A 12,006-nucleotide genomic window follows, 5' to 3' on the forward strand; every position below is an offset into this window, starting at 1 on the left:
CGCCGGGCCGCGTACCCTTGGGCATCATGAGCGTCCCGTCCACCACGCCGCGCCCCGCCGCGGCCAATTCGGTCTGGCCCCGGCTGGAGCCGCTGCTGCCCCAGGTGACCAAGCCCATCCAGTACGTCGGTGGCGAGCTGGGCGCGGTGGTCAAGGACTGGGACGCGGCGGCCGTGCGCTGGGCGCTGATGTACCCCGACGCCTACGAGGTCGGCCTGCCCAACCAGGGCGTGCAGATCCTCTACGAGGTGCTCAACGAGCTGCCCGACGTGCTCGCCGAGCGGACCTACGCGGTCTGGCCGGACCTGGAGAAGCTGATGCGCGCGCACGGCGTGCCGCAGTTCACCGTCGACGCGCACCGCTCGGTGCGCGACTTCGACGTCTTCGGCGTCTCCTTCTCCACCGAGCTGGGCTACACCAACCTGCTCACGGCGATCGACCTGGCCGGCATCCCGCTGCTCGCCGCCGACCGCACCGACGCCGACCCGGTGATCGTGGCCGGCGGCCACGCCGCGTTCAACCCGGAGCCGATCGCCGACTTCGTCGACGCCGCCGTGCTCGGCGACGGCGAGGAGGCGGTCCTGGAGATCACCGGGATCGTGCGGGAGTGGAAGGCCGAGGGCTCCCCGGGCGGGCGCGACGAGCTGCTGCTGCGCCTGGCCCGCACCGAGAGCGTCTACGTGCCGCGCTTCTACGACGTCGACTACCTGCCCGACGGCCGCATCCAGCGGGTCGTGCCGAACCGGCCGGACGTGCCGTTCCGGGTGCACAAGCGCACGACCATGGACCTGGACGCCTGGCCGTACCCGAAGAAGCCCCTGGTGCCGCTCGCGGAGACCGTGCACGAGCGGTACGCGGTGGAGATCTTCCGGGGCTGCACCCGGGGCTGCCGGTTCTGCCAGGCCGGCATGATCACCCGCCCGGTACGCGAGCGCTCCATCACCACCGTCGGGCAGATGGTGCGGGAGGGGCTGGAGTTCTCCGGCTTCCACGAGGTGGGCCTGCTGTCGCTGTCGTCGGCGGACCACTCCGAGATCGGCGACATGTGCTCCGGCCTGGCCCAGCAGTACGAGGGCACCAACGTCTCGCTCTCGCTGCCGTCGACCCGGGTCGACGCGTTCAACATCGACCTCGCGCAGGAGCTGTCCCGCAACGGTCGGCGCACCGGCCTGACCTTCGCCCCCGAGGGCGGGTCGGAGCGGATCCGCAAGGTCATCAACAAGATGGTGTCGAAGAAAGACCTGATCCGCACCGTCGTCACCGCCTACACGAACGGCTGGCGGCAGGTGAAGCTGTACTTCATGTGCGGCCTGCCCACCGAGACCGATGAGGACGTCCTCGAGATCGCGGACATGGCCCACGAGGTCATCAGGGCCGGCCGGGCCGCCACCGGCTCGAAGGACATCCGCTGCACGGTCTCCATCGGCGGGTTCGTGCCGAAGCCGCACACCCCGTTCCAGTGGGCGCCGATGGAGCGGCCGGAGGTCATCGACGGCCGGCTCAAGATGCTCAAGCAGGCGATCAACGCGGACCGGTCGCTCGGCCGGGCGATCGGCTTCCGCTACCACGACGGCGAGCCGTCGCTGATCGAGGGCCTGCTCAGCCGGGGCGACCGGCGGGTCGGCGCGGTGATCCGCCGGGTGTGGGAGAACGGCGGCCGGTTCGACGGCTGGAGCGAGCACTTCTCCTACCAGCGCTGGGTGGAGGCGGCGACCGAGGTGCTGCCGACCTTCGGGGTCGACCTCGACTGGTACACCACCCGCCAGCGCGACGAGCTGGAGGTCCTGCCCTGGGACCACCTGGACTCGGGCCTGGACAAGGACTGGCTCTGGCAGGACTGGCAGGACGCGCTCAGCGAGTACGAGCAGGACGACTGCCGGTGGACCCCGTGCTTCGACTGCGGCGTCTGCCCGTCGATGGACACCGAGATCCAGATCGGCCCGACCGGGAAGAAGCTCCTCCCGCTCACCCCGATCAACGGTCTGAAGCTCCCCACCGGCGCCGAGCAGTAGCCCTCGGCGCACGGCGGGCGCCGCCCGCCGTGCGCCGGGTCGATCATGTGGTCATCGTCAGCGGCACGCGAGTCGCGAGCAGTGCCGTCACGATCAACCGGTTCCGACACGAGGAGCACGACGATCAGTAGGAAACCACAGCCAGAGGGCGGCCAGGCACCCGTCGTGCAGCGGGTCCGGATCCGGTACGCCAAGCGCGGCCCGCTGCGTTTCACCTCGCACCGGGACTTCGCCCGGGCCTTCGAGCGGGCGCTGCGCCGGGCGGGCGTGCCGATCGCCTTCTCCCAGGGCTTCACCCCGCACCCCAAGATCTCGTACGCCAGCGCGGCCCCGACGGGCGTGGCGAGCGAGGCCGAGTACCTGGAGATCGGCCTCCGCGAGCAGGTGGACCCGGCGGAGCTGCGCGCCGCGCTGGACGCCGCCCTCTCGCCGGGTCTCGACGTGCTCGACGCCGTCGTGGCCGCCGGCGGGAGCCTTGCCGACCGGATCGAGGCGTCGCACTGGCGCATCGAGCTGCCCGAGGTCGACCCGGCCGTCCTGCAACGGGCGGTTTCCGCCTTCACGGCCGCCGAGGAGGTGCTGGTCGAGCGGATGACCAAGCAGGGCCGGCGCACCTTCGACGCCCGGGCCGCGGTGATCCGCATCGATGTGATCGCGTCGCCGGAGACGCCTTCCGGGGCGCCGGCCGTACCGTGTGCGATACTCGAACTGGTCGTGCGGCAGGTCACCCCCTCCGTGCGGCCCGATGACGTCCTTTCCGGCCTCCGCGTGGTGGCCGACCTGGAGCCGCCGGTCTCGCCGAGGGTGATCCGGCTGGCACAGGGCACGCTGACCGCGCAGGATGCGATCGCGGATCCGTTGGACGCGGACCGCGACGGGGCAACCATCGGTGAACGCTGACCGTCGGTCGACGTTCAGGTAGGCAGACTTCGGCGGTCGCGCACCCTGCGCGCCCGGCGGAAACACTTTTGCGGCGACCCTGCGTGGCAGCGCTCACCCGCGCCCGGGGCAGCCAGAACTGGAGAACGTCCATGCTCGAGAACGAGCCCGAGGGCGGCGAACGGACCGGTTCACAGCCGGCCGACGAAACCGCCGACAACAGCACCGTCGAGAACGCCGCCGGGGCGGAGAACGCCGCCGGGGCGGAGAACGCCGCCGGGGCGGAGAACGCCGCCGGCACCGCCGACGGCGGGGCCGAGCAGGCCCCGGCCGCGCCGGTCCGACGGCGTACGACCCGGCGGCGGGCCACGCCGCTGAACCAGCCGGAGCAGACCGAGGTGCCGGTCGAGGCGTCGACGGCGCCCGTGCCGGGCAGCGGCGAGGCACCCCAGGCCGAGGTGTTCGCCCCCGTCTCCGGCGACCTCGACGCCGCCCCGAAGGCGACGCGCCGCCGCCGCAAGGCCACCACCGCGAAGGCCGCCGAGGACACCACCGCGACGTCCGACGAGGCCGCCGGGCAGGCCCCCGAGGTCACCGCGCCGCCCGCCGCGCAGGCGCCGGTCGCGGCGGACCAGGCACCCGCCGAGCCGGCCGCGCCGCCGGCCAAGGCGACGCGTACCCGCCGGAAGAAGGCCGCCCCCGCCGCGGCCGAGCCGGCCGCGGAGACCCCGACCGACGTCGCCGGGCCGACCGTCGGGGCCGCGGAGCAGCCGCCGGCCGCCGCCGGCATCGAGCCGGAGGCCGGCACCGGGTTCGGCGCCGCCGCCCCGCCCGCCGCCGTCAGCGGCGCCGAGAGCCGTTCCGGCGAGGTCCCGCCGGGCGTGGCGGTCACCCCGCCCGCCGAGGAGGAGCCGACCGAGGCGGTCGAGCCGGCCGTCGAGCCCGAGCCCGAACCGGCCGTCGAGCCCGAACCGCGCACCCGCCGTCGGCGGGCCGCGCTCTCCGCGCCCACCGTGCTGTTCATGGCCCCGCAGCCGGAGGACGTCCCGGTCGCCCGGGTCGTGGCGCCGGCCCCGGAGCCGGAGCCGGAGGAGCCCGCCGCCGAGGAGCCGGCCGAGCCGGCGCGCCGCCGCCGGCGCGGCCGCCGTGACGTCGAGGCGGTCGAGGCCGTCGAGCCCGAGGAGCCGACCGAGGAGGCCGAGGAGGCCGCCGAGGACGAGGACGAGGACGAGGACGAGAGCGCCGCGGCCCGCCGCCGGCGTCGCCGTGGTCGCCGCGGCCGTGGCCGGGGCAAGGGCGGCGCCGAGGACGCCGAGGACGAGGAGTCCGAGGAGGCCGCGCAGGCCGAGGCGGAGGAGCCCGAGGGCGACGAGGACGAGGAGGCCGAGGGCGATGCCCTGACCCGTCGCCGCCGTCGTCGCCGCCGCCGGGGCGCCGGCGACGTCGAGGCGGGCGCCGACGACGGCGTGCCGACCGTCGTCAAGATCCGCGAGCCGCGCAAGACCGTGGACGAGGTGCAGGGCGTCTCCGGCTCCACCCGGCTGGAGGCCAAGCGGCAGCGCCGCCGCGACGGCCGCGAGCAGCGCCGGACCCGGCCGCCGATCCTCAGCGAGTCGGAGTTCCTGGCCCGCCGCGAGGCCGTCGACCGGGTGATGGCGGTACGCCAGCGCGGCGACCGGACCCAGATCGCCGTCCTGGAGGACGGGGTGCTCGTCGAGCACTACGTCACCCGCAACTCCTCCGGCACCATGGCCGGCAACGTCTACCTCGGCAAGGTGCAGAACGTCCTGCCCAGCATGGAGGCGGCGTTCGTCGACATCGGGCGCGGCCGCAACGCCGTCCTGTACGCCGGCGAGGTCAACTGGGACACCACCGGCCTGGAGGGGCGGGCCCGCTCGATCGAGCAGGCGCTGCGCTCCGGCGACTCGGTGCTGGTGCAGGTCACCAAGGACCCGATCGGCCACAAGGGCGCCCGGCTGACCAGCCACATCGCGCTCTCCGGCCGGCACCTGGTCTACGTGCCCCACGGCAACGCCTCCGGCATCAGCCGCAAGCTGCCCGACACCGAGCGCAAGCGGCTGCGGGACGTGCTGAAGAAGCTGGTGCCGGACGGCGCGGGCGTGATCGTCCGGACCGCCGCCGAGGGCGCCAGCGAGGACGAGCTGGCGCGCGACGTCAAGCGACTCCAGGCGCAGTGGGAGGACATCCAGGCCAAGGCGGCCGAGGGCGGCGCCCCGGTGCTGCTCTACGAGGAGCCGGACCTGGTCATCCGGGTCGTCCGGGACCTGTTCAACGAGGACTTCCGCGAGCTCGTGATCGAGGGCGAGCAGTCGTACGACATGGTCGAGTCGTACCTGTCGCACGTCTCGCCGGACCTGGTCGCCCGGCTGCGCCGGCACGTCGGTGCGGCCGACGTCTTCGCCGAGTACCGGATCGACGAGCAGATCATCAAGGGGCTGGACCGCAAGGTCTTCCTCCCCTCGGGCGGGTCGCTGGTGATCGACCGGACCGAGGCGATGACGGTCATCGACGTCAACACCGGCAAGTACACCGGCTCCGGGGGCAACCTGGAGGAGACGGTCACCCGGAACAACCTGGAGGCGGCGGAGGAGATCGTCCGCCAGCTCCGGCTGCGCGACCTCGGCGGCATCGTCGTCATCGACTTCATCGACATGGTGCTGGAGTCCAACCGCGAGCTGGTGCTGCGCCGGTTGACCGAGTGCCTGGGCCGGGACCGCACCAAGCACCAGGTCACCGAGATCACCTCGCTCGGCCTGGTGCAGATGACCCGCAAGCGGATCGGCGCGGGCCTGCTGGAGGCGTTCAGCGAGACCTGCGAGTGCTGCAAGGGCCGGGGCCTGATCATCCACACCGAGCCGGTGCCGGAGAAGCCGCGCTCCGGCGGTGGCGCGGGGGAGAAGGTCAAGGCGGTCGCCTCGGCCGTGGCCGCCCCGGCGGTGGCCGAGCAGGGCACCGGCCCGTCCCGGCGGCGGGCGCGCAAGAGCGCGCCGGCCGAGCGCACCGTGGCGGAGGTCACCGAGACCGACGCCGCCGCGGACACCGACGCCGACTACCACGACACGATGGGCTACGACCTGTCCCGCTTCGAGGCGGACACCGCCGCCGCGCCCGAGGTCGCCGACAGCCAGACGGGCGAGTCGGCCCGGCTGGCCGCCCCGGACGATCCGGACGCGCTCTCCGACGCCGACGGCGACGAGTCGGAGGGCGGCTCCGGCCGGCGCCGCTCCCGCCGCAGCGGCGCGCGGCGGCGTACCCGGCCGTGAGCGGCTGACCGACCCGGCGTGTGACAGGGCCCCTTCCCGGTGATGTCCGGCGGGAGGGGCCCTGTCGTATGGTCGATCCCCGGCCACGATCGGCCGCCTGCGGTCAGGAGAAGAACGATGCGCCGTCTGCTCGCCGTCACCGCGCTCACCGCTGCCCTGCTCGCCGGCGCCGGGTGCGCGGCCGAGCGCCCGGAGCGGGCCGGCCCATCCGCCGGCGCGCCGACCGGTGGCGCCACGCCGGGCGGGCCCACCGGCGCCGGGCCGGGGGCCGGCAGCGGGGCGGCCGGCGGCAACGCGCCCGAGGTGTGTGCCGCGGCACAGCGGGCCGGCGAGACGGCCGTGCGGACGTACGTCGAGGAACTCGGCAAGATGGTCGCGGCGGTCGGAGCGGACGACGCCACGGCGGCCCGGACCGCCCGGGACCGCATCTCCACCGCGCTGACCGACTGGCGCAGCACGCTGCGGCGCGAGTCGACCCGGGCCGAGGACGCGCAGCTCAAGACCCTTCTCGCGGACATGGCGGCGGAGGTCGGCACGCTGGGCACCGACGTCGACTCGATCGACGAGACCGAGCTGGACCGGCTCCGGCAGCGCCTCGACCAGCTCTGCGCCCGCTGACCGGCGGGGCCCGGTTTGGGCGTCGGCCCTCCGATGGCGTACGCTGGCCTGCGGTGCACTTTGGTGTACCGAGTTCTCGCGTGCCCGCGCCGCCGTGCCTCTGCTACCCGGCGAGCCGCCGCGGGAACACCCGCCAGCAGCCTCAACGACAGGGAGTCCGCCTCCGATGTACGCGATCGTCAAGACCGGCGGCAAGCAGTACAAGGTCGCCGAGGGCGACGTGATCGAGGTCGAGAAGCTCGTCGGTGCCCCCGGCGACGCGGTGAAGCTCACCGCGGTGCTCCTCGTCGACGGTGACGACCTGGTGACCGACGCGGCGAAGCTTGCCAAGGTCGCGGTGTCCGGCGAGATCGCCGCGCACACCAAGGGCCCGAAGATCCGGATCCACAAGTTCAAGAACAAGACCGGCTACCACAAGCGCCAGGGTCACCGCCAGCCGTTGACCCAGGTCAAGGTGACCGGCATCTCCAGCGGGAAGTAGGTCGTCCTCAGATGGCTCACAAAAAGGGTGCGTCCAGCTCGCGCAACGGTCGTGACTCCGCGGCCCAGCGGCTCGGCGTGAAGCGCTTCGGTGGTCAGGTCGTCAGCGCGGGTGAGATCCTCATCCGTCAGCGTGGCACCAAGTTCCACCCCGGTGACCTGGTCGGCCGCGGCGGAGACGACACGCTCTTCGCGCTGGCCGCCGGTGCGGTCCAGTTCGGCACCAAGCGCGGTCGCAAGACCGTCAGCATCGTGCCGCAGCAGTAGTCTTCCGGCGAAGCGGGCCGCGGACCTCGTGTCCCGGCCCGCTTCGCCTTTTCTCGTGCGGGGCGTGGACCTCGCTGGAAGGATTGACGCCCGTGGCGACGTTCGTTGACCGGGTCGTCCTGCACCTGCAGGCCGGCGATGGCGGGCACGGTTGTGCCTCGATCCACCGGGAGAAGTTCAAGCCGTTCGGTGGCCCCGACGGCGGCAACGGCGGGCACGGCGGCAGCGTGTCCCTGGTGGTCGACCCGCAGGTGACGACGCTGCTCGACTTCCACTTCCGCCCGCACGTGAAGGCCGAGAACGGCAAGGGTGGCGCCGGCTCGAACCGGGACGGCGCGAACGGGCGCAACCTCGTGCTCAAGGTGCCGAACGGCACCGTGGTGCAGGCCCCCGACGGCACGGTCCTGGCCGACATGGTCGGTGAGGGTACGACCTTCGAGGTGGCCCGGGGCGGGCGCGGCGGCCGGGGCAACGCGTCGCTGGCCAACGCCCGGCGCAAGGCCCCCGGCTTCGCGGAGCTGGGCGAGCCCGGCGAGCAGCTCGACGTGGTGCTGGAGCTGAAGAGCGTCGCCGACGTCGGGCTGGTGGGCTTCCCGTCGGCCGGCAAGTCGTCGCTGATCTCGGTGATCTCCGCCGCCAAGCCGAAGATCGCCGACTACCCGTTCACCACCCTGGTGCCCAACCTGGGCGTGGTGCGGCTGGACAACCACACCTTCACCGTCGCCGACGTGCCCGGCCTGATCCCCGGGGCGGCCACCGGCAAGGGCCTCGGCCTGGAGTTCCTGCGGCACATCGAGCGCTGCGCGGTGCTGGTGCACGTCATCGACACCGCCACCCTGGAGCCCGGCCGGGACCCGGTCGCCGACATCGACACCATCGAGGCCGAGCTGGCCGAGTACGGCGGCCTGGCCGATCGTCCCCGGCTGGTGGCGCTCAACAAGGTCGACGTGCCGGATGGCCGGGACCTTGCCGAGATCGTCCGCCCCGACCTGGAGGAGCGCGGTTTCCGGGTGTTCGAGGTCTCCGCGGCGACCCGGGAGGGGCTCAAGGAGCTCATGTACGCCATGGCGGAGCTGGTGGAGCAGGGCCGCAGGGCCGCACCGCCGGCCGAGGCGACCCGGATCGTGATCCGCCCCCGGGCGGTCGACGACGCCGGCTTCACCATCGAGGCCGCCCCGGACGGCGCCTGGGTCGTGCGCGGCGTCCGTCCCGAGCGGTGGGTGCGGCAGACGAACTTCGACAACGACGAGGCCGTCGGCTACCTGGCCGACCGGCTGGCCCGCCTGGGCGTCGAGGAGAAGCTGGGCAAGGCCGGCGCGGAACCGGGCGACCTGGTCCGGATCGGCGAGCGGGAGTTCGACTGGCAGCCGACCCTCTACGCCGGGGCCGACTTCATCCCCGGCAACCGGGGCACCGACGTCCGGCTGGAGGAGAAGTCCACCCGGGCGTCCGCCGCGGAGCGGCTGGCGGCCCGCAAGGCCCGTCGGCAGCGCCCGGAGGACGACGTCGAGGGCACCGACGCCGACGTCTCGGACGACGTCGACCCGTCGGCCGGGGGCGGCTTCGACGAGGCCGGCCCGGCCCGGGACGCCGGCCCGTCCGGCGGGGCGGGCCCGTCCCACGGGCTCGGCGTCTCCCGCGCCGCCACTGAGGACGACGCCGAATAGCTGGTCGCGCTCCGTGAGCGGGTCGACTGCCGGAAACCTGTCCGAAATCCCCGCCGCCTAGCGTGGCCTGATGCTGATCGAGTCCCGCCCCGCCACCGATCCGGAGATCGACGTCCTGGTCACCGCCCAGCAGCGCGAGCTGCGGGCGGCAGACGGCGGGCTGGACGGCCAGGCGACCGTCACCCACGACGACATCCGCTACCTGGTGGTGGTCGCCGACGGGCGGGCGGTCGCCTGCGGCGGGATCCAGGCGCTCGACGCCGGCACCGGCGAGGTGAAGCGGATGTACGTCCGCCCGGCGTACCGGGGGCGGGGCATCGCCCGGCAGTTGCTGACCGCGCTGGAGGAGCTGGCCTTCCAGCAGGGGTACGCGGTCCTCCGCCTGGAGACCGGCACGTACCTGCCGGCCGCGATCGGGCTCTACACCTCCAGCGGCTACGAGCCGACCCCGGTCTACGGCGAGTACGTCCGCAACCCGTACAGCGTCTGCTTCGCCAAGCGGCTGCGGGTGCCGGCCTGACGGCGGCCGGACGGTCAGTCGCCGGTGTGCGCGTGCGCGGCGGTGACCGGCTTCGACTCCGGCGACGCGTGCTGACGCAGGAAGATGCTCAGCACGATCAGCGTGCCGACGGCGAGGAACTCGCTCTGCCAGTTCTGCATCGACTGGAACCAGAACTCGCTCGTGCCGAGGAACGCCCACACGCCGATCGGCGGCGCGCCGCTCTGCAACGCCTGCTGCTCGTTGTAGTCGGCGGTCCCGCCGAGCAGGTGGCCGACGAACGAGCCGGCGAAGATCAGCAGGAGCGCGATGGAGAGGCTGTTGCGGTAGACCGCCAGGGGCAGCCCGCCGGCGCGTACCGGCCAGGGGGAGTCCGGGGTGGCCCGCCGCTCGTCGTCCTCGGGCCGGTCGGTCTGCCCCACCGGCTTCGACTCCGCCGAGCCGCGCTGCACCAGGTAGGCGGTGAGCAGGACGTAGCCGCCCATCTGGAGGAACTCCGACTCCCAGTTCTCGAAGACCGACTCGATGAAGTGCCCGCTGCCCAGGTACGCCAGCCAGCTGGTCGGGGCGACCCCGAACTCGGCCAGCTCCTCGTTGCGCGTCTGCCAACCGAACACGCTCTGCAGCACCAGGAAGACGAGGAACGCGCCGAACATCGCCACGGTCAGGGCGTTGTCGCGCAGCCACTTCGGCATGAGGACCTCCTCGTCGACGCACCTCCGACCTCCCTGCCCGGAGTGCGCGCCGGACAAACGCCGCGACGTGGGGCCGGTCAGGGGCGGTCGAAGGGGTCGTCCAGCCGGGTGCCCGTGCCCACCTGGTTGGAGAGCAGCAGCCCGAGGGCGAGCATGCCGAAGCCGAGGACCAGGTGCAGCCAGTTGTCGGCGTCGTTGACCGGGATGAAGTTCGCGGCGCTCTCCCGGTCGATCGCGAAGCCGTACAGCCACAGGCCGAGGTAGAGGGCGCCGCCGCCGGCGAGGAAGATCCGGGCCCCGGCGACGCTGCGGGCCAGCACCAGGCCGGCCAGTCCGAAGCCCAGGTGCAGCGCGTTGTGCAGGATCGACACCTGGAACAGGCCGAGCAGCCGGGCCTCGGAGTGGTGGCCGGCGAACGTCATGTCGTCGTAGCCGGTGGTGATGCCGGGGATGAATCCGAGCACCCCGATCAGGGCGAAGACCCCCGCCGCGGCCACGGCGGCGAGCTGCACCTTCGGCTTCGGGCCCGGCGGGCCGCCGCGTGCGTTCCGTGCCATCGATTCACCTCCGTGGACCCGCGGAACGCCCTGCCCGCGGCGCCGGCCCGGAGAACCGGCGTCACTGCGTGCGACGACGCCGTCACCCTGACCCGACGATCCTCCATTTTGTAGACCCGCGGCGGCGGGGCGCAGGAGAAGTCACGAACGAGGTATGGAACCGGCGACGCAGGGTAGGTCAAGAGATGCGATGGCAGGAACGGCCGACGCATCCCCCCAGCACAGAACCGCGGAGACTTTCCGAGCGGAAGGGAAATCATGACCTACGATCTGTCACCCACGACTTCCACGTACGGGCAGGAGTCGAGCAACGGCGGCGGCGTTCGCGAGCAGGCCCGTCAGGTCGGCTCGGAGGCCAAGCAGGCCGGCGGCGCCGTCGCCGAGACGGCCAAGGAGCAGGGCCGGGAGGTCGTCGGCGAGGCGAAGCTCCAGGCGCGCAACCTCTACGGCGAGGCCCGCAGCCAGCTCGCCAGCCAGGCCGGCGACCAGCAGCGGCGCGCCGCCGGTGGGCTCCGCTCGCTGGCCGACGAGATGCGCTCGATGGCCGAGCAGGGCGGCCAGGCCGGCCCGGTGAGCGAGATCGCCCGCCAGGCCGCCGACCGGGTGCACGGCGTGGCCGGCTGGCTGGAGCAGCGCGAGCCCGGCGACCTCATCGCCGAGGTGCGCGACTACGCGCGTCGCAACCCGGGCACCTTCCTGGTCGGCGCCGCCGTGCTGGGTGTGCTCGCCGGCCGGCTGACCAAGAACATTTCGGCCGCCGGCGACGGCCAGGGCGGCAACGGCTACCCCGCGTACGACTCGGGCGCCGGCTACGACCCGGAGCGGACCGCTGTCATCCCGACCCCGCCGGCCCCGCGTGCGGTGCCGGACGCCGTACCGCCGGGCGGCTACCTCGACCCGACCCCGGGCGCGTACGCCGACCCGCAGACCACCACCAGCTACGCCGACCCCGCCGGTGGCGTCGGTCAGCCGCTGCCGCCGGTGAGCCAGACCGACCCGCTGCCGGGCGTGCCGTCGACCGGGACCACCCGTCCGTGAGCCCACGAAT

Annotated in this window: 10 protein-coding genes and 1 pseudogene; 9 read left to right on the plus strand and 2 right to left on the minus strand. The window is 73.4% G+C overall.

What is annotated here, in order from left to right; genetic code table 11:
* Positions 1–26 precede the first annotated feature (26 nt).
* From ACFHW0_RS24055 to ACFHW0_RS24090, 8 genes and pseudogenes are all read left to right on the plus strand, one after another.
* On the plus strand, positions 27–2,012 hold the full coding sequence (locus ACFHW0_RS24055; protein ID WP_416611041.1) for a TIGR03960 family B12-binding radical SAM protein: 1,986 nt from the start codon (positions 27–29) through the stop codon (positions 2,010–2,012).
* Between the two features lie 165 nt (positions 2,013–2,177).
* Entirely contained in the window at positions 2,178–2,912 is a 735-nt protein-coding gene (locus ACFHW0_RS24060) for a TIGR03936 family radical SAM-associated protein (RefSeq protein WP_199729546.1), read from the plus strand.
* Between the two features lie 131 nt (positions 2,913–3,043).
* Entirely contained in the window at positions 3,044–6,175 is a 3,132-nt protein-coding gene (locus tag ACFHW0_RS24065) for an Rne/Rng family ribonuclease (RefSeq protein ID WP_416611043.1), read from the plus strand.
* Between the two features lie 117 nt (positions 6,176–6,292).
* Complete coding sequence (locus ACFHW0_RS24070; protein ID WP_416611045.1) at positions 6,293–6,793, plus strand: hypothetical protein; 501 nt, start codon at positions 6,293–6,295, stop codon at positions 6,791–6,793.
* A gap of 166 nt (positions 6,794–6,959) precedes the next feature.
* Positions 6,960–7,274 (plus strand): 50S ribosomal protein L21, encoded by a 315-nt coding sequence (gene rplU / locus ACFHW0_RS24075; protein WP_088975625.1) that lies wholly within the window; start codon positions 6,960–6,962, stop codon positions 7,272–7,274.
* A gap of 11 nt (positions 7,275–7,285) precedes the next feature.
* The gene (rpmA, locus tag ACFHW0_RS24080) at positions 7,286–7,540 is read left to right on the plus strand and encodes a 50S ribosomal protein L27 (protein ID WP_088975624.1); all 255 of its coding nucleotides are present in this window, start codon (positions 7,286–7,288) and stop codon (positions 7,538–7,540) included.
* Positions 7,541–7,632: 92 nt separating this feature from the next.
* Positions 7,633–9,075: pseudogene (gene obgE, locus ACFHW0_RS24085) on the plus strand (GTPase ObgE); the annotation flags it as partial.
* Between the two features lie 202 nt (positions 9,076–9,277).
* Positions 9,278–9,727, plus strand: coding sequence for a GNAT family N-acetyltransferase (locus ACFHW0_RS24090; protein WP_416611047.1), 450 nt, complete (start codon positions 9,278–9,280; stop codon positions 9,725–9,727).
* A gap of 14 nt (positions 9,728–9,741) precedes the next feature.
* On the opposite strand, the gene ACFHW0_RS24095 is transcribed toward ACFHW0_RS24090, so the two are convergent.
* A complete protein-coding gene (locus tag ACFHW0_RS24095) occupies positions 9,742–10,401 on the minus strand; it encodes a DUF6766 family protein (protein ID WP_416611049.1) in 660 nt (219 codons plus the stop codon).
* 77 nt (positions 10,402–10,478) lie between these two features.
* The gene (locus ACFHW0_RS24100) at positions 10,479–10,958 is read right to left on the minus strand and encodes a DUF4383 domain-containing protein (protein WP_416611051.1); all 480 of its coding nucleotides are present in this window, start codon (positions 10,956–10,958) and stop codon (positions 10,479–10,481) included.
* A 258-nt stretch (positions 10,959–11,216) separates the two neighbouring features.
* Here ACFHW0_RS24100 and ACFHW0_RS24105 point away from each other — a divergent pair, with 258 nt between their 5' ends.
* Entirely contained in the window at positions 11,217–11,996 is a 780-nt protein-coding gene (locus tag ACFHW0_RS24105) for a hypothetical protein (RefSeq protein ID WP_416611053.1), read from the plus strand.
* Positions 11,997–12,006: the final 10 nt, after the last annotated feature.

Origin of the sequence: Micromonospora sp. LOL_025, from assembly GCF_048060285.1 — a bacterium.
Lineage (GTDB): Bacteria > Actinomycetota > Actinomycetes > Mycobacteriales > Micromonosporaceae > Micromonospora.